The following is a 24360-nucleotide window of genomic DNA, read 5'->3' on the forward strand; positions in this document are numbered from 1 at the left end:
CGTGTCCGAACGCATCGACCTCGCCGCCTTCCCGCCCGACTTCCTGTGGGGCACGGCGACCGCGGCGTACCAGATCGAGGGGGCCGTCGCCGAGGACGGCCGGGCGCCCTCGATCTGGGACACCTTCTCCCACACCCCGGGGAAGACCGCGAACGGCGACACCGGCGACGTCGCCTGCGACCACTACCACCGCTGGCGCGAGGACATCGCCCTGATGCGGCAACTCGGCGCCGACGCCTACCGGTTGTCCGTCTCCTGGCCCCGCGTCCGGCCCGCCGGCACCGGCCCGGTCAACCCCAAGGGCCTCGCCTTCTACGACGAGTTGGTGGACGCGCTGCTGGAGGCGGGCATCACACCGTCCGTCACGCTCTACCACTGGGACCTGCCGCAGACGCTCCAGGACCGCGGCGGCTGGCCCGAGCGGGACACGGCCTTCGCGTTCGCCGAGTACGCCGAGGCGGTCGCCGGCCGCCTCGGCGACCGCGTGAAGCTCTGGGCGACCCTCAACGAGCCCTCGTGCTCGGCCTGGATCGGCCATCTGGAGGGCAAGATGGCCCCCGGCTGGACCGATCTGACCGCCGCCGTACGGGCCTCGTACCACCTGCTCCTCGGCCACGGCCTCGCCGTCCAGGCGGTGCGGGCCGCCGCGCCCGGCGCCGAGATCGGCATCGTCAACAACCTCTCCACCGTCCACCCGGCCACCGACCGCCCCGAGGACGTGGCGGCGGCCCACCGCCAGGACGGCCACGTCAACCGCTGGTGGCTCGACCCGGTGCACGGCCGCGGCTTCCCGGCCGACATGGTCGACACCTACGGCGTCGAACTCCCCGCCCATGCAGGCGACTTGACGACCATCGCCACCCCACTGGACTGGCTCGGCCTGAACTACTACTTCCCGGCCCACGTCGCCGACGCCCCCGACGGCCCGGCGCCGTACGTCCGCGCCGTGCGCCGCGAGGGAGTCCCGCGCACCGGCATGGACTGGGAGATCGACGCGAGCGGCATCGAGACGCTGCTGCTCCGGCTCACCGAGGACTACGGCGCCCGGAAGATCTACGTCACCGAGAACGGCTCGGCCTTCGAGGACCTCGTCCGCCCGGACGGCAGCGTCGACGACCCCGAGCGCCAGGCCTATCTGGAGCAGCACCTCGCCGCCTGCGCCGCCGCCGCCCGCAAGGGCGCCCCGCTCGCCGGCTACTTCGCCTGGTCCCTGCTGGACAACTTCGAGTGGGCGTACGGCTACGCCAAGCGCTTCGGCCTGGTCCACGTCGACTACCGCACCCAGGTGCGCACCATCAAGGGCAGCGGCCGCCGGTACGCGGACATCGTCCGCGTCCACCGGGGCCAGACCCGCCGAGCCGCCTGACCCGCCCCCCCTTACAGCCGGTGGGCCCGGACGCGGGAGTCCGCCCCCACCGGCTTCATGCAACGAGTTCCAGGTCCGGGGAACGCGCGGCAGTGCCTCCGCCGCCTGCCCCGCGCTCCCCGCGGACCAGCCGGGCACCTACCGCACGACCTTCTTCGACGACTTCTCCGGCGCCGCCCTCGACCACTCCAAGCGGCGCGTCGTACGCCCCGCCCTCGGCGCCGTCTGTCCGGAGGGCCAACGGCGGGCCGGGCGGTACCCTGGCACCTAATGCATAGGATGTGCAAGTGCATCCATATAGCATCAGACCTGCAACCCCCTCCGACCTCGACGGTGCCAGGTCCGTCATGCTCGACACCGTCTACCGGGACTTCGGGACCGGATACGTGCCCCGTTGGCACGCCGACATCGTCGATCCCGCCGGGGCCTATCTCGTGCCCGTGCGGCACGCGCTGTTCGTCGCGGTCGACGGGGTGGGGGAGGTCGTCGGGACCGGGGCGCTCGATGCGCGGGGGCCCGTGTGGCCGCCGAATCCGCGGTGGCTGGCCGAGCGGTATCCGTCGGGGTCGACCGCGCAGTTGCGCCGGGTGTACGTGCGGCCCGCGCACCGCAGGCGGGGGATCGCGCGGCAACTGGTCGAGCGGCTCGTGGAGTTCGCCGGGGCGGACGGGGGGTACCGGGCCGTGTATCTGCACACCGATCCGGCCGTGCCCGGCGCCGAGGCGTTCTGGCGGTCGCTCGGCAAGGTCGTCCATGACGAGCGGGCGGACCCCGGACGTCCGCAGAGCCTCGTGCACTTCGAGCTGCCCGTGGGGGCGGGGTGAGGGTGCCGCCGGTTATGAAAATGATTGTCATGTAGTCTGGGGCTCGCGCCCGATCGTCCGAAACGAACCGAGGATCATGTCTCTCCCGCGTCCCCGGCTGCTCGCCGCCCTTCTGCTCACCCCCTTGCTGGCAGGCTGCTTCGCCTCCGGTGCGGGCGACCATCGCGGCGGCGGTGCCGGCGGTGCCGGCGGCGCCGCCCGGCTGCGCGTCGCGCTCGCCTTTCCGCCCGCCGAGCGGCTCTCCCCGTACGGCGCCGACGGCACGATCCTCACCCGGCTCGGCGTCACCGAGGGGCTGACCGCGCTCGACGGCAACGGCGCCGCCGCGCCCGCCCTCGCCACCTCCTGGCGGCAGGACGGCGACCGCAGCTGGCTGTTCACCCTGCGCGAGGCCACCTTCCACGACGGCACCGACGTGACCGCCCGCGCCGTCGCCGCCTCCCTCGCCCGCGCCGCCACGGCCCGGCCCGCCCCGGCCGCCCTGTCCGGCGTGGAGCTGACCGCCCGGGCGGTGGACGCCCGCCGGCTGCGCGTCACCACCGAGCGGCCCGACCCGGTCCTGCCCCTGCGACTGTCCAGCCCCGGCCTCGCCGTCCTGTCCGCCACGGCGTACACCCGCAAGGGCGCCGTCGACCCGGTGGGCAGCGGCACCGGGCCGTTCGTCCTGAAGAAGGTGAACGGGACCGCCTCCGCCACCCTCGACCGGTACGACGGCTACTGGGGCGGGCGCGCCCGGGCCGGCGGCATCGACGTCCGCTTCGTCGCCGACGGCACCGCCCGCACCAACGCCCTGCGCAGCGGTGACGCCGACCTGGCCGAGGCCGTGCCCGTCGCCCAGGCCGCCAGCCTGGCCGAGGGGACCCGGCGCGAGACCGCCACCACGCGCACCACCAGCCTGCTGCTCAACTCCCGCTCCGGGCCGCTGCGCGACGCCGGGCTGCGGGCCGCCGCCCGCGCCGCCGTCGACACCTCCGGCCTCGCGCGCGGCGTGTACGAGGGGCACGCCGACCGTGGGACCGGGATCTACGGGCCCGCCGTCACCTGGGCCGAGGGCAAGCACCTCAAGCCCGCGGGCCGGGCCGCGGCGAAGCGGCCCCACGGGGCCGAACTCACCCTCGCCACCTACGACAACCGGCCCGAACTCCCCGAAGTCGCCCAGGTGTTGAAGCAGCAGCTGGAGAAGGCGGGCTTCCGGGTGAAGCTCGTCGTGCGCGAGTACGGGCGGCTGGAGGGCGACGCCCTCGACGGGAAGTTCGACGCGTTCGTGCTCGCCCGCAACAGCCTCGTCGACACGGGAGACCCCGTCGCCGTCCTGGCGAGCGACTACACCTGCGACGGCGGCTACAACCTGGCCCTGCTGTGCGACCGCGCCGTCGACCGGGCCGTGGCCGCCGCCGAGCGCACCGCCGACCCCGCCGGACGGCGGACCGCCGCGCTGCGCGCCGAGGCGGCGATCCTCGCCACCGACACCGTCGTACCGCTGGTCCACCAGCGCGTCGTCGCCGGCGTCTCCGGCGCGGTGAAGGGGGTGCTCCTCGACCCCTACGAGCGCACCCTCGTCGGCACCGGCACCCGGCGCTGAGCGACATGCGCAGCATGCTGTGGCGGGCCTCGCTCGCCGGTGCCCTGGTGTGCGGGATCGGGCTGCTGCCCTGGCTGGCCCGCACCGATCCCGCGCTCACCGTCCTCAAGGCCCGCGCCCAGGACCGGGATCCCGACCCCGAGGTGCTCTCCGCCATCCGCCGTCAACTGCGCCTGGACGACGGGGCGTTGACCCTGCTCGGGCGCTGGCTCGGCGGACTGGCGCGCGGGGACGCCGGACAGTCCTGGATCTCCGGCGCCGACGTCGGACCGGCCGTGCTCCAGGCGCTCGGCGCCTCCCTGCTGCTGATGGCCGTCGCCCTGGCCGTCGCCCTGTGCACCGCGGCCGCTGTCTGCGCCCGCACCCTGTGCCGCGGCGGCCGCGACCGGCCCGGCGGCGCCGGCTCCGCGATGCTCGCCACGCTCCCGGAGTTCCTCACCGCCTCCGTGCTCGCCACCGTCGTCGGCGTCCAGCTCGGCTGGCTGCCCGCCCTCGGCTGGTACGGCCCGCGCCACACCGTCCTGCCCGCCCTCGCCCTCGGCCTGCCCGCGGGCGCCGTCCTCGGCCGGCTCCTCGACGACCAGCTGCCCGGCGCCTTCGCCGAGCCCTGGGTGCGGGCCGCACGGGCGCGCGGACTGCCCGCCCGCTCGATCGCCCGGCAGGCGGTCCGGCGCGTCCTGCCTGGACTGCTGCCCAACACCGCCCTGTTCGTCGTCGGCATGACCGGCGGCGCCGTCGCCGTCGAGCAGATCTTCGACATCCCCGGACTCGGCCGCACCACCCTCCAGGCCGCCCTCGCCCAGGACCTGCCCGTCCTCCAGACCGGCACCCTCTGCCTGGTGCTCCTCGCCGCCCTGGCCGCGGGCACCGCCCGGCTCGGCGTACGCCTGCTCGTCGGCCCCGCCCTCAAGGACGGCGCCGTACCCGCACTGCACCCGGCCACCGCGCCCGCGCGGGCTGCGACGCCGCTCCTCCTCGCCGCCGTGCTGCTGGCCGTCCTCGCCGCCGGTCTGCCCCGCGACCCGCTCGCCCTCGACACCGCCGCCCGCCTCCAACCACCCTGCGCCGCCCACCCGTTCGGCACCGACGCCCTCGGCCGCGACCTGCTCGCCCGCATCGCCCACGGCGCCGTCGACACCCTGCTGCTCGCCCTCGCCCTCAGCGCCGGCACCCTGCTGGCCGGGCTGCTGCTCGGACTGCTGCCCCGGCTGTCCGGGCCGCTCGCCGACACCGTCAACGCCGTACCGCCCGTCCTCGCCGCGCTCCTCGTCACCGCCGTCGCGGGCGGCGGCCCGGCCACCCCCGCGCTCGCCGTCGCCGCCGTCGCCTGGGCACCCCTCGCCGCCCACACCAGCGCGCTCCTGCGGCAGGAACGCGCCGCCCTGCACCTCACCGCCACCCGCGCCCTCGGCGCCGGCCGCTGGTACCTGCTGCGCCACGAACTCCTGCCCGCCGTCGTCCCGCCCGTCGCCCGGCACGCCCTGCTCCGGCTGCCCGGCACCGCCCTCGCCCTCGCCTCGCTCGGCTTCCTCGGCCTCGGCGCCCAGCCGCCGTCCCCCGAGTGGGGCCATCTCCTCGCCGAGAACCAGCCCTACGCCGAACGCGCCCCCTGGACGGTCCTCGCCCCCGCCGCCGTACTCGCCGTCCTCGGCGCGCTCGCCGTCACCTCGGCGGCCGCCCTGCGACGCCCGGCGCGCGCCGAACGCCCGGCCGGCAAGGGGGAGCCGGTGACCCGATGACGTCCGTGCCCGCCGCCCCGCACCCGGTACCTGCGGCGGCTCGCCCTGCCCCGCCGCTGAACACGACGCCCCCGCCCCACGTATCACCCGACCGTGGGAGACTCCCTCACCATGAGCGCGTCCCCGGCGGTGAGAGGTCTGCGTGCCGCGGTGTTCGCCGCGGTGTGCGTGCTCCTCGCCGCCGCCGGGCACGGGCTCGCCATGGGGACGATGCCGCCTCTGTGGGCCGACGCGGCCGGATTCGCCGCGGTGTTCGCGCTCGGCTGGATCCTCGGCGCCCGCGAACGGTCGCTCACCGGCATCGGCGCCGCCATGCTGGCCACCCAGGCCGCCCTGCACACCGGCTTCGACGCCGCCCACCACGGCAGCGGGCCCGCGCCCGCGGCGGGCATGACGGCCACGCCGGGCCACGGTGCGGCGGTGACGCAGAGCCACGCGATGCCGTTCGCTCACGGTCCCGCGATGCCGCTCATGCACGGCCCCGCCACGGCCGCGGCACACGTCCACGCGACGGCGTCCGCGTACACGACCCACGCCACCGCCGCCCATCTCCTCGCCGCGCTCGCCGCCTCCTGGTGGCTGCGGCGGGGCGAGGCCGCCCTGTGGTCGCTGCTGCGCCGCACCGCCCGCCTCGTCCCCGGCCTCGCCGTCCGGTGGCGCGAGGCCACGCTGCCCGCCCCCGCCCCGCACACCCCGTGTCTCCCGGACGATCCCGGGCCGCCCTGCCGTGCCCCGCTGCGGCACGCGGTCAGCCGGCGCGGACCCCCGGCCCCGGTCCCGTACCCGATCCGACCCCTTCACCCACGTCACCCGTACGGAGACCGACCCGCCATGTCCGCCACACGTCCCGCCCTGCGCCGCGCCGCGACCGTCGTCGCCGGTGCCGCCGCCACCGTGCTCCTCGCCGCCGGTGCCGCCTTCGCGCACGTCACCGTCCACCCCGAGAGCTACGCCAAGGGCGCCACCGACGGCGTCCTCACCTTCCGCGTCCCCAACGAGGAGGACGGCGCCTTCACCACGAAGGTCCAGATCTTCCTGCCCACCGACCACCCCGTCCTCGGCGTCCTCGTCCACCCGCAGGACGGCTGGACGGCCAAGGTCACCACGACCAGGCTGAAGACGCCCGTCAAGACCGACGACGGCACCATCACCGAGGCCGCCTCCGAGATCACCTTCACCGGCGGGAGGATCGCCGCCGGACAGTACGAGGACTTCGACGTCGCCTTCGGGCAACTCCCCTCCGACACCGGGCAGTTGGTCTTCAAGACACTCCAGACGTACTCCGACGGCAAGGTCGTCCGCTGGATCGAGGAGCCCACCGGCGGCGACGGCCCGGAGAACCCGGCGCCCGTGCTCAGACTGACGGCCGGTGGCACCGGTGCGGCCGCCCCCGCCAAGAGCGCCGCCACCACCCGGGCCGCGGACTCCGCCGACTCCACGGCCCGCGGGCTCGGCATCGCCGGGCTGGTCGTCGGCGTCCTCGGCCTCGCCGCCGCGGCCTTCGCGCTCGTGCGGAGCCGCACGCCGCGGGCGTAGCAGCAGGCAGTCAGTGCGATGCGAAGGGCCCGGACCGGCATTCCCGGTCCGGGCCCTTCCCCCTGCCCGCCGCCGCTCAGCGCCCGGCCAGCTCCAGCACCGGGGCCTCGGCCGGCACCCGCACCGGCGTACGCGACGTACGCCACAGCCAGCGCACGTCGCGCCCGAAGGACCACACCAGGGAGCCCAGCGCCAGCAGGACGACCGCGAGGTTCGCCGGCCGCGGCAGCAGCTCGGCCCCCGCCACCAGGAGCGCGACGCCCTGCACCGCGGCCACCGTCTTGCGGGCGAAGGAGGGCGGCAGCGGGGCGTTCAGCCAGGGGGCGAGGCGGGCGGCCGCGACGAACGCGTACCGCATGCCGCCGATCAGCAGCACCCACGGGCCCAGCTGCATCGAGACATAGACGCTCAGCACGAGGATCAGGAACGCGTCGACCTCCATGTCGAAGCGGGCCCCGAGCGCCGTCGACGTCCCCGTGCGGCGGGCCACCTTGCCGTCGACGCCGTCCAGGAGGAGGGCGACGGCGGTCAGGCCGACCAGCACGGTCACCGGCGGCGAGCTCTCGAAGGAGTCCGCGACCAGGGCGGTCACCCCGCCCACCAGGGTCGCCCGGCCGAGCGTGACCCGGTTCGCGGGACCGAAGGAGCGCAGCCGGGAGCGGTGCAGGGCGCGGGCCAGCACGGCCCAGGTGGCGAACGCGAACGCCAGCCCCGTCAGCCAGCCGGCCGGCCCCATGCCTATCGCCGTGCCGAGCAGGGCCAGCAGCAGGATCTGTACGCCCGCTCCCACAGCGGTCTCCTGCTGGAGCCTCGCGTCATACGTGTTGTTCAGGGCCACCGCACACCCTCCGGCCGAGTGACAGAGTCGATCAACGCCGCGTACTGTGCGCGGCCTGTGCACTTCTCGGTACGTGAACAACTTGCCCACTGTTCAGGAGGATGCCCATGAACCGCTCGGCCCGCGCGTTCTGGCTGCGCTCGCCCGGCCACGGAGAACTGCGTGACGTCACCCTCGCGGAGCCCGCCGAGGGCGAGGTCCTCGTGCGCGCGCTGTACTCGGGGGTCAGCCGCGGCACCGAGACGCTCGTCTTCCGCGGCCAGGTGCCGCCCGGCCAACACGCCGTGATGCGGGCGCCGTTCCAGGAGGGCGACTTCCCGGGCCCGGTGAAGTACGGCTATCTCAGCGTCGGCACGGTGGAACAGGGCCCGGCCGACCTGATCGGACGTACCGTCTTCTGCCTGTACCCGCACCAGAGCCGTTACGTCGTCCCGGTGAACGCCGTCACCGTCGTACCCGAGTCCGTGCCCGCCGCGCGCGCCGTGCTCGCCGGGACCGTCGAGACCGCCGTCAACGCCCTGTGGGACGCCTCGCCGCTGATCGGGGACCGGATCGCCGTGGTCGGCGGCGGCATGGTCGGCTGCTCGGTGGCCGCACTGCTCGCCCGCTTCCCGGGCATCCGCCTCCAGCTCGTCGACGCGGACCCGGCCCGCGCGAAGACCGCCGAGGCCCTCGGCGTCGACTTCGCGACCCCCGACGGCGCCCTCGGCGACTGCGACCTCGTCGTCCACGCCAGCGCCAGCGAGGCCGGTCTCACCCGCGCCCTGCAGCTCCTTGCCCCGGACGGCACCGTCGTGGAGCTGAGCTGGTACGGCGACCGGCGCGTGAGACTGCCGCTCGGCGAGGCCTTCCACTCCCGCCGGCTCACCGTGCGCAGCAGCCAGGTCGGCACCGTCTCCCCGGCCGCCCGCCCCGGCCGCGGTTACGCCGACCGGATGGCACTCGCCCTCGACCTGCTCGCCGACCCGGCCCTGGACGCGCTCATCACGGGGGAGAGCGAGTTCGAGCAACTCCCCGACGTCATGCCGCGGCTCGCCGCCGGTGACATCCCGGCCCTGTGCCACCGCATCCGGTACGCCGAGGCGGGTCTGACCTGAGAAAAGAGTGAGAGGGGACTGAACACGGGGAAGCGAAGAGCCGTACTAGATGTCATCCCCGGGCAGGCACGGTCCGGGGGGACCAGACGCGCCGCACCTGGAGGGTCGTCCGTTGTTCAGCATCACCGTCCGCGATCACATCATGATCGCCCACAGCTTCCGCGGCGAGGTGTTCGGACCCGCGCAGAAACTGCACGGCGCCACGTTCCTCGTGGACGCCACCTTCCGCCGCGAACAGCTGGACCAGGACAACATCGTGGTCGACATCGGCCTCGCCACCCAGGAACTGCGGCTGATCACCGCCGAGCTGAACTACCGCAACCTCGACGACGAACCCGACTTCGCCGGTGTCAACACCTCCACCGAGTACCTCGCCAAGGTCATCGCCGACCGGCTCGCCGAACGCGTCCACAAGGGCAACCTCGGCGAAGGGGCCAAGGGGCTCGCCGCCATATCGGTCACCCTCCACGAGTCGCACATCGCCTGGGCGAGTTACGAGCGTGCCCTGTGACCGACGCGACCGTGGAGCGGGCGCGGCTCTCCTACGTGCCCGCACAGTCCACCGCAGCCGAGCAGCAGGCCGGAATCATCCCCATGTCCCTGCGCACCGTGCACTTCGTGATGCCGGCCGGCGTCGACGACCCGGCCGCGCCCAGCGGCGGCAACGCCTACGACCGCCGGCTCTGCCTCGACCTGCCCGGCTTCGGCTGGCAGGTCACCCGGCACATCGCCGCCGGCATTTGGCCCCGCCCCGACCGCGCCGCCCGCGAGGCACTCGCCCGCACCCTGCGGGACCTGCCGGACGACGCGATCGTCCTGCTCGACGGACTCGTCGCCTGCGGCGTGCCCGAGATCGTCACCCCGGAGGCCGAACGCCTGCGCCTCGCGGTGCTGGTGCATCTGCCGCTCGGCGACGAGACCGGCCTCGACCCCCGGGACGCCGCCGACCTCGACGCCCGGGAACGGGCCGTGCTGCGCGCCGTACCCGCCGTCGTCGCGACCAGCGACTGGGCGGTGCGCCGGCTCGTCTCCCACCACGGCCTCGCCCCCGACCGGGTCCATGTCGCCCCGCCCGGCGCCGACATCGCGCCCCTCGCGCCCGGCACCGACGGCGTCTCCCGGCTGCTGTGCGTCGCCGCGGTGACCCCGCGCAAGGGCCAGCACCGGCTCGTGGAGGCCCTCGCGGCGGTGCGCGACCTGCCGTGGACCTGCGAGTGCGTCGGCGGACTCGTCCACGACCCCGTGTACGTCGCACAGTTGCGGGAGCTGATCGCCCGGCACGGCCTCACCGACCGGCTGCATCTGACCGGCCCGCGCACCGGCGCCGGCCTCGACGCCGCCTACGCCGCGGCCGACCTGATGGTCCTGACGTCGTACGCGGAGACCTACGGCATGGCGGTGACCGAGGCGCTGGCCCGCGGCATCCCGGTGCTCGCCACCGACGTCGGCGGGGTGCCGGAGGCGGTCGGCCGGGCTCCCGACGGCGGGGTGCCCGGCATCCTCGTCCCGCCGGAGGATCCCGGCGCGCTCGCCGCCGAACTGCGCGGCTGGTTCGGCGAGCCCGACGTACGCCGCCGGCTCAAGGCCGCGGCCCGCGCCCGGCGTGCCGCGCTCGACGGCTGGGCCGCCACCGCCCGCAGCCTGGCCGCGGTCCTCGGCCGCCTCCCCGAGACCCCGGGGAGGGCGGCATGACGGCACGCGACACCATGACGAACGCGGCCGCCGCGATCCCGGCCCAACCGGGGCGCCGGGAAACGGAGTTGCCGTGGAAGAGTGAGAGCGAGGTGGAGTCCGTGCCGCGCAGGGAGACCGACGGCGGTGCGGCCGGTGCGGGACAGGGCGACGGCCGTGGCCCCACTCCGGCCGACGCGCACGGCGAGCCCGGTACGACGGCGTCCGGTACGACGGCGTCCGGTACGACGGCGTCCGGTACGACAGCGGCCGATGACGGGTCCGCCGACCTGGGGCCCGCGGCCGCCGCGGCCGACTCGGTGCTCTCGGTCGTCCCCGGCGCCGGGCCCGCCGGCCGTCCGGGCGAGCGGGCCACCGTACGGCTGCGGGACGACGAGCCCGGCGAACCGCCCCGCTACGCGCCCGAGTGGCTGCAGCTGAGGGAGAGCGCCGACGCGACCGCCCGTGCACACGATCTGCTGGACCCGCTGCGGATCCGGCTGGCGAACCTGCCGGGCCGCCCCGGTGCCCTGGCCGTGCACGACCTCGGCTGCGGCACCGGCTCGATGGGCCGCTGGCTCGCGCCCCGCCTCGACGGCGCCCAGCACTGGGTCCTGCACGACCGCGACCCCTATCTGCTGCACTTCGCCGCCGTGGCCAGCCCGCGCTCCGCCGCCGACGGCAGCCGCGTCACCGTCGAGACCCGGCGCGGGGACGTGGCCCGGCTGACCCCGGACGCGCTGAGCGGCGCCTCGCTGGTCACCGCCTCCGCGCTGCTCGACGTCCTCACCCGCGAGGAGATCCTCGCCCTCGTCGACGCGTGCGCCGGCGCCGGTTGTCCCGCGCTGCTCACGCTGTCCGTCGCCGGACGCGTCGAACTCACCCCGCACGACCCGCTGGACGCCGAGATCGCCGAGGCGTTCAACGACCACCAGCGGCGCACGGACCTGCTCGGCCCGGACGCGGTCACCGTGGCCCGCGAGGCGTTCGCCGCGCGCGGCGCGAACGTCCGCGTCCGCCCGAGCCCGTGGCACCTCGGCCCCGAGCAGGCCGCGCTGACCGAACAGTGGCTGCGCGGCTGGGTGGGCGCGGCCGTGGAGCAGCGCCCCGACCTGGCCGAGCGCGCGGCACGCTACCTGCGCGACCGGCTCGCCGCCTGCGCCGCCGGCGAGCTGCGGGTGATCGTCCACCACAGCGACCTGCTGGCCCTGCCCCGCTCGACGGACGGCACCTCATGACCGCGCGGGCGACCGCGTACCCCGCGGGTGCCGGACCGGCGGAGAACGAGGCCCCCGCCCCGGCCCCCGCCTGCTCCGCCACGTCCGCCGTCGGCCCGCGGCGCCTCGGCGGCCGTGCCCTGCGCACGCACCTCGGGACCGCCGCCGGTGTCGTCATCCTCGGCGCGCTGCTGTGGCGGCTGGGCACCGGCGCGCTGCTCGACGGGCTGCGCCGGATCGACACCGGGACCGTCCTCGCCGCCCTCGGCATCGGCGTGGTCACCACCGTGCTGAGCGCCTGGCGCTGGCAGTTGGTGGCCCGGGGCCTGCGGATCCGGCTGCCCTTCGGGCCCGCCGTCGCCGACTACTACCGTGCGCTGTTCCTGAACGCGGCCCTGCCCGGCGGGATCCTGGGCGACGTGCACCGCGCGGTACGGCACGGGCAGAGCGCCGGTGACCTGCGGCGCGGCGTGAAGGCGGTGGTGCTGGAGCGGGTCGCGGGGCAGATCGCGCTGGCCGTGTCCGGCGCGGCGGCCCTGCTGGTCCTGCCCTCGCCGGTCCGCGACGAGGTCCGCGCCTTCGCGCCGCTCGCCGCCCTGGCCGTCGCCGGCACCCTCGCCGTCGTCCTCGCCGTGCGCATGAACCGCGCCCCCGGCCGGCGCCGGACCGCGCTGCGCACGAGCCTCGGCGAGGCACGGCAGGGGCTGCTGTCCCGGCAGGCCGGGCCTGGTGTCGCACTGTCCTCGGCCGTCGTCCTGGCCGGACATCTGGCGATGTTCGTCGTCGCGGCCCGGGTCGCCGGCTCCGCCGCCTCCGTGGCCGCCTTGGTCCCGCTCGCGGTCCTGGCCCTCGTCGCCATGGGACTGCCGCTGAACATCGGCGGATTCGGCCCCCGCGAGGGCGTCACCGCCTGGGCGTTCGGGGCCGCGGGGCTCGGCGCGGACAGCGGGGTCGCCGTCGCCGTGGTCTACGGCGTGCTCAGCTTCGTGGCGAGTCTGCCCGGCGCCGTCGTCCTCGCCGCCCGCTGGTACGCCGGGCTGCGCGGCTACCCCCGTACGGCCCCCGCGTCCGCGGCGCCGTCGGACGCGGTGAGCAACGCGAACACCGCCGAGAAGGAATCCGCGAGGCTCGCCAGCAGGTCCTTCCCCTTTTCCGCCGACCCCAGGGAAGGACGGCCGATGACGCCCGATTCGGTATAGGCGGACATTCCCACGGTGAGCAGATGACGACGGTCGTCGGCGATGAAATCGGCGGACTCGTGACCAGGGCGGACGAATTCGGGATGAGCGTGCAGAAGAATCGAGGTCTCGATTTCCCCGGCATGCATGTCGGAGAGCAGCGAGGTCTCCACCCCCGCCCGCTCCCGGGCCTCCTCCCAGTCCTCGGCGGCCGGGAACAGCGCCATCCGCTCACCGCGCGCGGACGCCTCCTGCACGACGTTGCCGAGGACGTAGTTGCCGCCGTGCCCGTTGACCACGACGAGCGTGTCGACCCCGCCGCGGCGCAGCGACTCCGCGATGTCCCGGACCACCGCGTGGAGGGTCACCGAGGAGATGCTGACGGTCCCCGGCCAGCCGGCGTGCTCGTGCGAGCAGGAGACCGTCACCGGAGGAAGGAGATGCACCGGGTGGACGGCGGCGATCTCCCGCGCCACGGCACAGGCGACCAGCGTGTCGGTCGCCAGCGGAAGGAAGGGCCCGTGCTGCTCGAAACTGCCGACGGGAAGGACGGCGACCTGTGCGGGAACGCCCGCCCCCCGCGCCCGTACGTCCTGCGTGGTGTCCGCCGGCAGCACGCCGTACATCCCGTGCGTCCCGCTCATTCCGCGCGTTGCCTCGTGTGCCGCCGCCCGCACGCCCGAACCACTCATTGTTTCACGGCCTTTCGTCTCGCTTGAGGAATCAGATCATGACAGAAAACACCGGCGTCGACATCGGCGTACTGGGCTCGAAGTCCGCAGGGCGGACGGACACGGAACGCGTCGTGAATGCGCCGCTGCCCACCGTGTACGGCAAATTCCAGGCGATCGGCTACCTGGACCACGACCGCGGCGAGGAACAAGTCGCCCTGGTGTACGGCGAGATCGGCACTGAGAACGTGCTGACCCGGCTGCACTCCGAATGCCTGACCGGGGACGCGTTCGGCTCCCGGCACTGCGAGTGCGGCGACCAGCTGGCCTCCGCGCTGCGCGCCGTCGTCGCCGAAGGCAGCGGTGTCGTCGTGTACTTGAGGGGGCACGAGGGCCGCGGCATCGGCCTGCTCGCCAAACTGCGCGCCATGGCACTCCAGGCCGAGGGCCTGGACACCGTGGAGGCGAACCTCGCGCTCGGCCTGCCCGTCGACGCCCGCGACTACGGCGTCGCCGCCGAGATCCTGCGCGACCTCGGGGTGCGCTCGGTCCGGCTGATGTCCAACAACCCGCGCAAGCGCGAGGCCCTCGTCCGGCACGGCATCCAGGTCGCCGAGCGGGTACCGCTGCTCATCGAGCCGTGCGAGAGCAACATCACCTATCTGCGCACCAAACGGGAGCGGCTGGACCACATCCTGCCGCACCTGGACGCCGTCGCCCACGGCTCCTGACGGCCCGGCGGTCAGCCGGCCAGCGCCTCGCTCACCAGCCGCCGCAGCTGCGGGAACACCTTCAGCGTCCTCGGGCGCACCTGGGTCATGAACTGCACCGTCAGCTCGTGCGCCGGGTCCACCCAGAACGCGGTCGTGGCCGCGCCCGTCCAGCCGTACGCACCGAGGCTGGACGGGGCCAGGGTGCGCGACGGGTCGACCACCACGGAGACGTTGAAGCCGAAGCCCAGGCCGTCGTTGCCGGGCTCCTGGTGGACCGGGGCGCCGAAGGCGCGCAGGACGGCGCCGCCGGGCAGCCGGTTGCCGGTCATCAGCGCGACGCCGTCCGCCGACAGCAGCCGGACGCCGTCGAGTTCGCCGCCGCGGCGCAGCATCTCCATGAACCGGTGGAAGTCGTACGCCGAGGAGACCAGGCCGCCGCTGCCGGACAGGAACCGCGGCCGGCCGTGCACCGGCAGCCCCGGCACCGGCGCGATCCCGCCCTCGTCCGTCTCCCGGTACAGCTCGGCCAGCCGGGGCTCCTGCCCGGGGGCGAGGTGGAACCCGGTGTCGGCCATGCCGAGCGGGCCGAGGATCCGCTCGGCGAGGAACGCGTCCAGCGGCCGCCCGGACACCACCTCGATCACCCGGCCCAGCACGTTCGAGGCGACCGAGTAGTTCCACTGCGTGCCCGGTTCGAACTGCAACGGCATCCGTGCGTACACCTCGACCGTCTCGGCCAGATCGGCACCCGGCGGCACCGAGTACTCCAGCCCCGAGTCGCGGTACAGGGCGTCGACCGGATGCTGGTGGTAGAAGCCGAAGGTCAACCCGGCGGTGTGGGTGAGCAGATGACGGATCCGGATCGGTCCGGCGGCCGGCCGGGTGGTGAGGCCGCCACCCGAACCCGCCTCGTACACCTGGGGGTTGGCGAACGCGGGCAGATGCCGCTCCAGCGGATCGTCCAGGCCCAGCCGGCCCTCCTCCACCAGCAGCAGCACGGCCACGGCGGTGACCGGCTTGGTCATCGAGTAGATCCGCCACAACGTGTCGGATTCCACCGGCAGTCCGCCCGCGACATCGCGCCGCCCGTACGTCGTGAGGTGCGCGATGCGCCCGTCGCGGGCCAGGGCCAGCAGAAAGCCGGGCAGCCGCCCCGCGTCCACGTGGTCGGCGAAGTACCGGTCCAAGCGGTCCAGCGCCGCGGCGTCCAACCCCGCCTCGTCCGGCTCGACTTCCTGCCCCAACCCCGCCATCGCTCTCCTCCGCTCGCCGCCGTACGCAATGCCTGCCGGCCGCCCGGCCCGGTCCGCGTCCGGTGCTCATCGTGTCGCAGAAACGGTGTGCCGGAGGTGATCTTCGACGGTGGGTGTGACCGACGCGACGCCGCGCGCCGCCCCGGACGGCGCGCAGGCCGGCAGCACGCCGAGCGCCGGGCCGGCCGCGAGGACGAGCAGCGCCGGCCCGGTCCCGGCGCCCAGCAGCGCGCTCGCCGCGGCCACGCCCACGGCGGGGCCGACGCTCAGCGCGGTCTGCGGGCGCGCTCGGCCCACATCGCGCTCGCCACTGCAACCCGGCCGAACACCGCCGCGGACGCGGCCCGGGACAGCATGAGGGCCCCGAGCGCGAGCAGCACCCGAATCGAGCAACAGTTCGACACCCTCTCCGTCCAGGGCGAGTGCCGCCGGCCCGGCGCATGGGAATGCGCGGCCCGCACCGCCGAGTTGACCGTGATATGACTCACGACACCACGCAGGACGCCCTGCTCGCCCTGCTCTCCGCAGGTCACGGCGGCACCCTGGTCACCCTCAAACAGGACGGCCGCCCCCAGCTGTCCAACGTCAGCCACGCCTACTACCCCGAGGAGCGGCTCATCCGGATCTCCGTCACCGACGACCGCGCCAAGACGCGCAACCTGCGCCGCGACCCCCGCGCCTCGTACCACGTCACCAGCGCCGACCGCTGGGCGTACACCGTCGCCGAGGGCACCGCCGAACTGACCCCGGTCGCCCGGGACCCGTACGACGACACGGTCGAGGAGCTGGTCCGCCTCTACCGCGACGTCCTCGGCGAACACCCCGACTGGGACGACTACCGGGCGGCGATGGTCCGCGACCGGCGCCTGGTCGTACGGCTGCGAGTCGAGCGGGCGTACGGGATCCCGGAGAAGGGGTGAGCGGGGGGCGACCATAGGCGGCAGGCGGTAGGCAGTGGGGGTGTCACGGAACGGAGGTCGGCGATGGGTGAGGAACGGCCGGGGCCGCGGGAGCGGATGGTCATCAGCGCGGCCCAGCTCATCCGGCGGCACGGCGTGACCGCGACCGGTATGCGTGAGGTCGCCGTCCACGCCGGGGCACCGCGCGGGTCCCTGCAGCACTACTTCCCGGGCGGCAAGGAACAGCTGGTCAACGAGGCGATCGACTGGGCCGGACGGTACGCGGGCCGGCGGATCGGACGCTTCGTCGCGAGCCTGGACGAGCCGAGCCCGAGCGCCCTGTTCGCGGCGATGGCCGCGCAGTGGACCGACGAGTACGCGGCCGAGGGTTTCGCCGCGGGCTGCCCGGTCGCCGCGGCCACCGCCGAGTGCGCCGCCGCCGGCGGCTCGGCCCGTGCGGCCGCGGCCGCCGCCTTCACGACCTGGCGGACCCCGCTCGCCGAGGCCCTGGCCGGCATGGGCGTCCCCGCGGCCCGCGCCGCATCCCTGGCCACGCTGATGATCAGCACCCTGGAGGGCGCGATCCTGCTGGCCCGCGCCGACCAGGACGTACGCCCGCTGACCACGGCCGTACGCGAACTGGGCCCGCTGCTCGACGCGGCGGTGGCCCCGGCGCCCTGACCAGGGCGAGCCGCTGACGTCAGTCGAACAGCTCGGACGCGCCCGTCCGCCCCACGCACAGGGCCCAGATGACGAGCCCGGAGAAGGCGATCAGCACGATCGACCACACCGGGTGGTACGGCAGGGACAGGAAGTTGGCGATGACGATCAGCGAGGCGATGGCCACTCCGCACACGCGCGCCCACACGACGCCCCGGAAGAGGCCGAGGCCCACGAGCAGGGCGACGACACCGAGGACCAGATGGATCCAGCCCCACCCCGAGAGGTCGAACCGGAAGACGTAGCTGCGCGTCACGAGGAACACGTCGTCGTGCGCGATCGCCATGATGCCGCGGAAGATGTCCAGGATCCCGGCGAGTACGAGCATGACCGCGCCGAAGGCGGTCAGGCCGGTGGCCCATTGTTCCCTGGCGGTGGGCGCGGGTGCGGTGGGTGCGGCGGTCATCGTGCCACCTCGTTTCTGTGCCGTGCGACGTGCTCGGTGCTCCGGTGCGGCGGGAACGTCATGGTGCGGGGTGCGCGGGCCCGCCGCCGGTGAGGACCAGTTCCTTCGCCCGCCGGAACTCGTCGTCGGTGATGTCGCCGCGCGAGCGCAGCCCGGACAGCTTCTCGAGTTCGTCGGCACTGGTCGGGGGTGTGCCCGCGTGGGCGGTCTCGCGGATGTAGGTGTCGACCGCCTGCTGCTGCGCACGGACCTGTTCGGCCTCGCGGCGGCCCATGTTCCTGCCGCGGGCGATCAGGTAGACGAAGACGCCGAGGAAGGGCAGGACGATGACGAACACGAGCCAGCCGGCCTTGGCCCAGCCGCCCAGGTCGTCGTCCCGGAAGATGTCGACGATGATCCGGAACAGCAGGACGAACCACATGATCCACAGGAAGAACACCAGCATGGACCAGAAGACACTCAGCGCCGGATAGTCATACGCGAGGTAGGTCTGCGCGCTCATGGCTCCTCCTCCGTTCCGGGACTGCACCCGGTCGTCGTTCCGTACGCCTCCCAGCGTGCGCGGGGCGGGTGCGCGGCCACCTCACCCCTGGCGGGTGACCCGTACCGGGGCCGCGGCGGTGGGATCACGACGGCGTCTGGCGCAGCTCCAGCACCCTCAGCCCCAGGGACTGGCACCGGGCCAGCAGGCCGTACAGATGTGCCTCGTCGACGACCGCTCCGAAGAGGATGGTCTGACCGGCCATCAGGACGTGGTCCAGCTCGGGGAACGCCTTGACCAGCGTCTCGGTCATCCGTCCGTCGACGCGAATCTCGTAGCGCATGAGCTGTCTTCCCCACGTTTCCCAGGTGTCCCACGTTTCCCACGTCTCCCGAAGGGGCGTGCCCGTTCCTGTCGGTTCGATCCTCCGCCGGGTGCCCACCGCGCTGCTTCACCCGTGGGAGGTGACCCGCGGGCGGTGACCTGTGGGAGGTGACAGCACCGCCGCGTCCGCCCCGGAGCGTTCCCGTCACAGGAGGTCCAGGTCACGCGCGCGGCGCACGGCGTCGTGACGCCGGTTCACGCCCAGCTTGCGGTAGGCGCTCTTGAGGTGGGTCTTGACCGTGTTGACCGACACGTACAGATCGGCGGCGATCTCCTGCGTCGACATCAGCTGCGCCAGCCGGCGCAGCACGTCTCGTTCGCGTCCGCTCAGCTCTTCCACCACCGGCAGCGGCGGCCGCTCCCCGGCCTGTCGGGGGCCGCCGGGTGCCGGCGGGCGGGGGAACAGCCAGCCCTCGGCCAGCGGGCGCAGGGGCACGGTGCTCAGCAGCGGGCGCAGCCACGGTCCGGCGTCGGTGAAGGGGCGGCGCAGCCGCTCGCGCCGGGCCTCCCGCAGCGCCTGGGCGACGAGTTCCCGCCGGCGGTCCACGTCCCCGGCCGCGCCCGCCAGCTGGGCCCCGACCAGTGCGGCTCGTACCGTGACGGCGGGGCCGGCCCGGTCCTGTGACCGCACCCGGTCGAGCAGTTCGGCCGCGGCCCCGGGTCTGCCCGCGGCCAGCTCCGCCTGCGCGGCTCCCACGAGGCACACCGGGTCGCCACCGGGCTCGTCCGCGAGCAGCTTGGCGGCCAGCTCCGGCCGGCCCTCGGCGAGGTGGGCGGCGGCGGCCACGGACGCCGCGTGCGCCTCGGCCCAGGGAGACGGCGCATCGGCGACGACGGCCCGGTCCGCCGCCTCCAGCGCGGCCTGCGGGTCGCCGCGGGCCAGGAACAGCCGCCCGGCGACGATGGACTGTGCCGCCGACATCACCGGGTCCGGCGGCAGACGATGTGCCTGCGCCGCGGCGTCCAGAAGTGCCTGGGCCCGGTCCAGTTCGTCGCGGTCGACGGCCACCGCGGCCAGGACCAGCGTGGCAGGCCCAGTCCCAGGCCCGGGCGCGGGGGGCGGGTCGCGGCGGTCCGCCGCGGTGAGCGTGGCCAGCGCCGTGCGCTCGGCGCTGCCCGGCCGGCCCTTCAGATAGTCGATCAGTGCCAGGTGGCCCAGGCACTCCTGGCGCGCCGGTGCCGTCGCCGCCGTCCGGCCGGAGTCGGCCACCGCGGTCAGGGCCGCTCGCGCCTCCCGGACCCGGCCGGCCCACAGCCGTGCCGAACCGAGGTGGGTGCGCAGGAGCGCGAACAGCTCGGGGTGCGCTTCCAGGAGCCTGCCGGGGACGTCGCCGCGCAGCTCCTCGGCGGCCTGTGCCGCCGCTTCCGCCCGTCCCGGCGCACCGGCCGGGCGCGCGGCCACGGTCTCCAGGAAGGCGCAGCTCAGCCGGGCCGCGGCCAGGTCGGCCACCGCGTCGCCGTCGTCGCCGGACGGGCCGCTGTCGTCGGCCGCTGTGTCTCCGTCGTGCGATGTCAGGGCCTGTGCCGCCCGGCGCAGCGGGGCGAGGCCGTGCTCGACGTCGCCACGGGACAGTTCGAGGGCCGCGCGGACGAGGTCGGTGGCGGGACCGGCGGGCCGCGGGCCCATGCGGGAGAACAGCTCGGACAGGTCGTCGACGTGCAGGCCGGTGAAGATCTCCCCGATGGCGAGATCGCCGACGAGGGCACCGGCGGCGGTCTCCCAGTCGCGGGCCGCGGCCGCGTGGCCGAGCGTCTCGCCGAGGGAGCCCGAGCGCCGCAGCCAGCGCGCCGCCCGGCGGTGGAGTTCGGTCTCCAGGCCCGGGCAGCGCACCCGGAGGTGGGCCCGGAGGATCTCCCCGAACAGCGGATGGAGACGGAACCAGGCGTGCCCGAGGTACTCGACGAACGCGTTCTCGCGGTGCAGGCCGGTCAGGATGCGTGCGGCGTCGGTGCGCCCGGTGAGGGCGTCGGCGAGTTCGGGACAGCAGCGTTCGAGGATGCTGATCCGCAGCAGCAGATCCTGCGTCTGTGCTGTCTGCCGCTTGAGGACCTCGGCCAGCAGGAAGTCGGCGATCGTGCTGCGGTCGGCCTCGAACTCCTTCAGATACGCGCCCGGATCGGGCTCCGTCCGTGCGGCCAGGGCGCACAGCCGCAGTCCGGCCGCCCAGCCCCGGGTGCGCTCCACCAGCGCGTCCACGCCGTCGGCCGGCAGGTGCAGCCCGTGCAGCGCCAGGAGATCCGCCGCTTCGCCCGGGGTGAAGGCCAGTTCGGCGTTCCTGATCTCCGTGACGGTGCCGGCCGCCCGGTAGCGGTGCAGCGGGAGCAGCGGTTCGGTGCGGGTGACGAGCACCAGGCGCAGGCCGCGCCCCGCCTGCTGGAGGACGAGTTCCAGCTGGTCCGCTATCTCGGGGTCGGCCGCCCGGTCGAACTCGTCGATGACCACGATCACAGGTGTCCTGCGGGCGTTCAGTCCGTCGGCGAGCCGTGTGAGCAGCGCGTCGTGCACGTGGCCGGGTTCGGTGGGCAGGCCGATCCCGGAGTCGACACCGGAGTCCGGCCCCACGCCGGCCAGCCGCAGGGCCTGGAGGAGGTACGCCCAGAACGTGCCGCACCCCTTGTCCGCCACCCGTGCGGTGAGCCAGGCGACGGGTGCGTCCTGTGCGCAGGCCCAGTCGGCGGTCAGCAGTGTCTTGCCCGCTCCGGCGGCTCCGTCGACCACGGTCAAGGGGGTCAGCCGGGCTTCGTCGAGGTGGGCGGTCAGCCGGTCGCGCCGCAGGAACGTCGCGGGCCGGCTCGGTACGGCGAAGCGGGTCCGCAGGAACGGCTCCCCGCGGGGATCGGCACACCATGTCGTCGGGGCCGGTCCGTCCCTGCCCGGAGTGGCCATGGTGCCCACCACCGCTCATGATCCTCAGGTGCCGACGGCGTTCCTCCCGCCCTCCAGGGTGTCCCGGCGCGGTCACGCGCGACAGGGGCCGATGGTCCCGGGGGCGGGCCGGACATGCCTGGCCCCGCCGGGCCCGGTGCTTGTCCGGGCCCCTCCGCCGCACTAGCCTCCCCCGCGTGATCAACGGTGCACATGTGGTGCTCTACAGCCGGGACCCGGAGGCCGACCGGGCCTTTCTGCGGGGGACCCTCTGCTGGAACTACGTCGACGCGGGCAGCGGATGGCTCATCTTCAAGGCGCCGCCCACCGAGGTGGCCTGCCACCCCACCGAGGGCACGCCCGCGCACGAGTTGATGCTGACGTGCGACGACCTGGACGAGACCCGGCGTCAACTCGCCGAGCGGGGCGCGGAGTTCAGCCGCCCGGTGGAGGAGGCCCGGTGGGGCCGGGTGACCGCGGTCCGCCTGCCGGGCGGCGGCGAGATCGCCCTGTACGAGCCGCGTCACCCGCGTCCCTAAGAGCCCCCGGTCCGGGCTCGCCCCACTCGCGTCTGATCCGCTCAGGCCGGGTCCGCTCAGGCCGTGATCCGCTCCGCCTGCGCCGTCCGGCGCCCGCCGTCCCGCTCGCCGAGCAGTTCCGTCGGGACGGTGTGCGTCTCGCGGGCGCAGAGCGCGGCGACGACCGGCGGTACGCACAGCGCGGCCGTGAACAGGGCCACCGCCCCCCAGTCGGCGCCGTCCGGACCGGCGATCTCGGCAGCGAAGGTGACCGCGAACCCGGCCACCGCGAAGCCGGTCTGGGTGCCGATCGCCACGCCGGACAGCCGGACCCGGGTCGCGAACATCTCGCCGTAGAAGGCGGGCCACACGCCGTTCGCCGCGCTGTAGAGCACGCCGAAGGAGACGATGCCGAGGGCCAGGGTCAGAGGGTAGGAGCCGGTGGAGATCGCCCAGAGGTAGCCGGCGGTCGCCACCGCGCTGCCGGCCGCGCCGATCAGGAACACCGGCCGGCGTCCGATCCGGTCCGACAGGGTCGCCCACAGCGGGATCGCGCCGAGCGCGACCAGGTTGGCGAGGGCGCCCACCCACAGCATCGAGGTACGGGACATGCCGACCGCGTCGCTGGTGGCGTAGGCCAGCGCCCACACCGTGAAGATCGTGCTGACGGAGGCGATGAGCGCGCCCGCGATCACGCGCAGCACGTCCGCCCAGTGCTCGCGCAGCAGTACCGCGAGCGGCAGCTTCGCCACGCCCTCGGTGGCGGCCTGCCGGGTGAAGGCGGGCGTCTCGCGCAGCCGGCGCCGGATGACGTAGCCGGCGACGGCGACCGCCACGCTCAGCCAGAACGGCACCCGCCAGCCCCAGGAGAGCAACTGGTCCTCGGGGAGCCGGGCCACCGGGATGAAGACGAGGGTGGCGATGAGCTGGCCGCCCTGGGTGCCGCTGAGCGTGAAGCTGGTGAAGAACCCGCGCCGGTGCTCCGGCGCGTGCTCCAGGCTCATGGAACTGGCACTCGCCTGTTCGCCGGCCGCCGATATGCCCTGGAGGACACGGCAGAGCACGAGCAGCACGGGAGCGAGGGAGCCGGCCTGGGCGCGGCTTGGCAGACAGCCGATGAGGAACGTCGACAGACCCATCAGGACCAGCGTGAACACCATGATCTTCTTGCGGCCGAGCCGGTCGCCGACGTGCCCGAGGACCAGCGCGCCGAGCGGCCGGGCGGCGTAGGCGACGCCGAAGGTGGCGAGCGAGAGCAGGGTCGCGGTGGCCGGATCGGAGGCGTCGAAGAACACCTTCGGGAAGATCAGGGCGGCGGCGCTGCCGTAGACGAAGAAGTCGTAGTACTCCAGCGCGCTGCCGATCCAGGCGGCCGTCGCCGCCTTCCAGGGCTGGCCGGCAGGGACGTCGGGGGCGGGCGCGGGGACGGACTCGGACACGGCGGTGCTCCTTCGGGGGAACGTCACCCTGCGGAAGAGGGGAGTGAGCGGCGAGGGGGAGCGGGCGGGGCCGGATCGCGGCGGCTAATTAACCCACTGGGTAGTTAGTCGTGGTGGGTGGGATGTTGCGCCGCTGTTTCCCCTGTGTCAAGAGACCGTGCACGGGCCTTTGCGCGCGGACGCCGCGGTGACGTCGCGCGGAGGTCACGGGGACGTGTGCGGAGGTCAGTCGTCCGCCCGCTCCGCCGTCAGGTACGCGATCACCATGTCGCCGAGCATGGTCCGGTAGTGCTCGCGCCGGCCGGGGTCCGTGAGGTCGCGGCCGAACAGGGCGCCGAACGTATGCCGGTTGGCGACCCGGAAGAAGCAGAACGAGCTGATCACCGCGTGCAGGTCGACCGCGTCCACGTCGGCCGTGAACAGCCCGGACTCCTGTCCGGCGGTGAGGATCCGGCGGATCACGTCCAGCGCCGGGGAGCCGATCCGGCCGAGCTTCTCGGAGGCCGCGATGTGCTCGGCGCCGTGGATGTTCTCGATGCTGACCAGGCGGATGAAGTCCGGGTGCCGCTCGTGGTGGTCGAGGGTCAGCTCGGCGAGGCGCCGGATCGCCGCGACCGGGTCCAGATGGTCGACGTCCAGGCGCTGCTCGGCCTCCCGGATCACGCCGTACGCCCGCTCCAGCACGGCCGTGAACAGCTGTTCCTTGCCGCCGAAGTAGTAGTAGATCATCCGCTTGGTGGTGCGGGTGCGGGCCGCTATCTCGTCGACCCGGGCGCCGTCGTAACCGGCCCGCGCGAACTCCTGCGTGGCCACGTCGAGGATCTCGGCCCGGGTGCGGGCGGCGTCGCGCACCTTCCCGCCGGGGTGCAGGGGTTCTTCGACGCTGGTCATCGGGTTCCTTCGGGGCCGGGGACACCTGGGCGGAGCACTCGTCGGTGGTGCCGGTGATTGTAGAAGCAGGG

The 24360-nt window shown here is 74.5% G+C and carries 23 protein-coding genes and 1 pseudogene; 15 read left to right on the plus strand and 9 right to left on the minus strand.

The features are described from left to right. The first annotated feature begins 1 nt into the window (after nucleotide 1). The 5 genes from AC4OXY_RS39990 (at nucleotide 2) to AC4OXY_RS40010 (ending at nucleotide 7047) form a co-directional block, all read left to right on the plus strand. The gene (locus tag AC4OXY_RS39990) at nucleotides 2-1366 is read left to right on the plus strand and encodes a GH1 family beta-glucosidase (protein ID WP_491992174.1); all 1365 of its coding nucleotides are present in this window, start codon (nucleotides 2-4) and stop codon (nucleotides 1364-1366) included. 347 nt (nucleotides 1367-1713) lie between these two features. After that, nucleotides 1714-2190: a GNAT family N-acetyltransferase gene (locus AC4OXY_RS39995; RefSeq protein ID WP_376290599.1), complete on the plus strand. Its 477-nt coding sequence runs from the start codon at nucleotides 1714-1716 to the stop codon at nucleotides 2188-2190. A gap of 76 nt (nucleotides 2191-2266) precedes the next feature. Beyond that, nucleotides 2267-3772, plus strand: a complete 1506-nt coding sequence (locus tag AC4OXY_RS40000; RefSeq protein WP_491992175.1) for an ABC transporter substrate-binding protein — start codon at nucleotides 2267-2269, stop codon at nucleotides 3770-3772. Between the two features lie 5 nt (nucleotides 3773-3777). Beyond that, a complete protein-coding gene (locus AC4OXY_RS40005; protein ID WP_491992176.1) occupies nucleotides 3778-5511 on the plus strand; it encodes an ABC transporter permease subunit in 1734 nt (577 codons plus the stop codon). A gap of 831 nt (nucleotides 5512-6342) precedes the next feature. After that, entirely contained in the window at nucleotides 6343-7047 is a 705-nt protein-coding gene (locus AC4OXY_RS40010) for a YcnI family copper-binding membrane protein (protein WP_491994715.1), read from the plus strand. 76 nt (nucleotides 7048-7123) lie between these two features. Here the strand turns inward: AC4OXY_RS40010 and AC4OXY_RS40015 are convergent, their stop codons facing one another. Then, the gene (locus tag AC4OXY_RS40015) at nucleotides 7124-7885 is read right to left on the minus strand and encodes a CDP-alcohol phosphatidyltransferase family protein (RefSeq protein WP_356025563.1); all 762 of its coding nucleotides are present in this window, start codon (nucleotides 7883-7885) and stop codon (nucleotides 7124-7126) included. Between the two features lie 107 nt (nucleotides 7886-7992). On the opposite strand from AC4OXY_RS40015, the gene AC4OXY_RS40020 reads away from it, so the two are divergent. The 5 genes and pseudogenes from AC4OXY_RS40020 to AC4OXY_RS40040 all read left to right on the plus strand — a co-directional run. Beyond that, nucleotides 7993-8982, plus strand: coding sequence for a zinc-dependent alcohol dehydrogenase (locus AC4OXY_RS40020; RefSeq protein ID WP_491992177.1), 990 nt, complete (start codon nucleotides 7993-7995; stop codon nucleotides 8980-8982). 112 nt (nucleotides 8983-9094) lie between these two features. Beyond that, complete coding sequence (locus AC4OXY_RS40025; RefSeq protein WP_356025558.1) at nucleotides 9095-9493, plus strand: 6-pyruvoyl trahydropterin synthase family protein; 399 nt, start codon at nucleotides 9095-9097, stop codon at nucleotides 9491-9493. Next, on the plus strand, nucleotides 9490-10674 hold the full coding sequence (locus tag AC4OXY_RS40030) for a glycosyltransferase family 4 protein (protein ID WP_491992178.1): 1185 nt from the start codon (nucleotides 9490-9492) through the stop codon (nucleotides 10672-10674). The genes AC4OXY_RS40025 and AC4OXY_RS40030 overlap by 4 nt, the downstream gene beginning before the upstream one ends. Before the next feature lie 269 nt (nucleotides 10675-10943). Beyond that, complete coding sequence (locus AC4OXY_RS40035; protein WP_356025814.1) at nucleotides 10944-11891, plus strand: class I SAM-dependent methyltransferase; 948 nt, start codon at nucleotides 10944-10946, stop codon at nucleotides 11889-11891. Further along, nucleotides 11888-12814: pseudogene (locus tag AC4OXY_RS40040) on the plus strand (lysylphosphatidylglycerol synthase transmembrane domain-containing protein); the annotation flags it as partial. The gene AC4OXY_RS40035 and the pseudogene AC4OXY_RS40040, both read left to right, overlap by 4 nt. Nucleotides 12815-12915: 101 nt before the next feature. On the opposite strand, the gene AC4OXY_RS40045 reads toward AC4OXY_RS40040, so the two are convergent. Further along, entirely contained in the window at nucleotides 12916-13692 is a 777-nt protein-coding gene (locus AC4OXY_RS40045; RefSeq protein ID WP_491992179.1) for a creatininase family protein, read from the minus strand. Nucleotides 13693-13778: 86 nt separating this feature from the next. On the opposite strand from AC4OXY_RS40045, the gene ribA reads away from it, so the two are divergent. After that, nucleotides 13779-14450, plus strand: a complete 672-nt coding sequence (gene ribA, locus AC4OXY_RS40050; protein ID WP_356025550.1) for a GTP cyclohydrolase II — start codon at nucleotides 13779-13781, stop codon at nucleotides 14448-14450. 11 nt (nucleotides 14451-14461) lie between these two features. Here ribA and AC4OXY_RS40055 read toward each other — a convergent pair whose 3' ends face one another. After that, on the minus strand, nucleotides 14462-15685 hold the full coding sequence (locus tag AC4OXY_RS40055) for a serine hydrolase domain-containing protein (RefSeq protein ID WP_491992180.1): 1224 nt from the start codon (nucleotides 15683-15685) through the stop codon (nucleotides 14462-14464). Nucleotides 15686-15781: 96 nt separating this feature from the next. On the opposite strand from AC4OXY_RS40055, the gene AC4OXY_RS40060 reads away from it, so the two are divergent. The 3 genes from AC4OXY_RS40060 (at nucleotide 15782) to AC4OXY_RS40070 (ending at nucleotide 17265) form a co-directional block, all read left to right on the plus strand. Beyond that, nucleotides 15782-16168, plus strand: a complete 387-nt coding sequence (locus tag AC4OXY_RS40060; protein WP_491992181.1) for a hypothetical protein — start codon at nucleotides 15782-15784, stop codon at nucleotides 16166-16168. Then, complete coding sequence (locus AC4OXY_RS40065) at nucleotides 16165-16605, plus strand: PPOX class F420-dependent oxidoreductase (RefSeq protein WP_356025542.1); 441 nt, start codon at nucleotides 16165-16167, stop codon at nucleotides 16603-16605. The genes AC4OXY_RS40060 and AC4OXY_RS40065 overlap by 4 nt, the downstream gene beginning before the upstream one ends. 63 nt (nucleotides 16606-16668) lie before the next feature. Beyond that, nucleotides 16669-17265: a TetR/AcrR family transcriptional regulator gene (locus tag AC4OXY_RS40070; protein ID WP_491992182.1), complete on the plus strand. Its 597-nt coding sequence runs from the start codon at nucleotides 16669-16671 to the stop codon at nucleotides 17263-17265. A gap of 19 nt (nucleotides 17266-17284) precedes the next feature. Here the strand turns inward: AC4OXY_RS40070 and AC4OXY_RS40075 are convergent, their stop codons facing one another. The 4 genes from AC4OXY_RS40075 to AC4OXY_RS40090 form a co-directional block, all read right to left on the minus strand. Then, nucleotides 17285-17710 carry a DUF7144 family membrane protein gene (locus tag AC4OXY_RS40075; protein WP_356025537.1) on the minus strand — a complete coding sequence of 142 codons (426 nt, stop codon included), beginning with the start codon at nucleotides 17708-17710 and terminating at the stop codon, nucleotides 17285-17287. Nucleotides 17711-17768: 58 nt separating this feature from the next. Further along, nucleotides 17769-18212, minus strand: a complete 444-nt coding sequence (locus AC4OXY_RS40080) for an SHOCT domain-containing protein (protein WP_362819734.1) — start codon at nucleotides 18210-18212, stop codon at nucleotides 17769-17771. A 124-nt stretch (nucleotides 18213-18336) separates the two neighbouring features. Beyond that, the gene (locus AC4OXY_RS40085; RefSeq protein WP_356025534.1) at nucleotides 18337-18534 is read right to left on the minus strand and encodes a DUF8691 family protein; all 198 of its coding nucleotides are present in this window, start codon (nucleotides 18532-18534) and stop codon (nucleotides 18337-18339) included. A 186-nt stretch (nucleotides 18535-18720) separates the two neighbouring features. After that, on the minus strand, nucleotides 18721-21462 hold the full coding sequence (locus tag AC4OXY_RS40090) for a helix-turn-helix transcriptional regulator (RefSeq protein ID WP_491994716.1): 2742 nt from the start codon (nucleotides 21460-21462) through the stop codon (nucleotides 18721-18723). Between the two features lie 176 nt (nucleotides 21463-21638). On the opposite strand from AC4OXY_RS40090, the gene AC4OXY_RS40095 reads away from it, so the two are divergent. Continuing rightward, nucleotides 21639-21980, plus strand: a complete 342-nt coding sequence (locus AC4OXY_RS40095) for a VOC family protein (protein WP_362819733.1) — start codon at nucleotides 21639-21641, stop codon at nucleotides 21978-21980. Between the two features lie 56 nt (nucleotides 21981-22036). On the opposite strand, the gene AC4OXY_RS40100 is transcribed toward AC4OXY_RS40095, so the two are convergent. Continuing rightward, nucleotides 22037-23398 carry an MFS transporter gene (locus tag AC4OXY_RS40100; protein WP_491992183.1) on the minus strand — a complete coding sequence of 454 codons (1362 nt, stop codon included), beginning with the start codon at nucleotides 23396-23398 and terminating at the stop codon, nucleotides 22037-22039. 225 nt (nucleotides 23399-23623) lie between these two features. Then, nucleotides 23624-24289 (minus strand): TetR/AcrR family transcriptional regulator, encoded by a 666-nt coding sequence (locus tag AC4OXY_RS40105; RefSeq protein WP_356025524.1) that lies wholly within the window; start codon nucleotides 24287-24289, stop codon nucleotides 23624-23626. Nucleotides 24290-24360: the final 71 nt, after the last annotated feature.

It is taken from the genome of Streptomyces sp. HUAS MG56 (genome assembly GCF_058673395.1).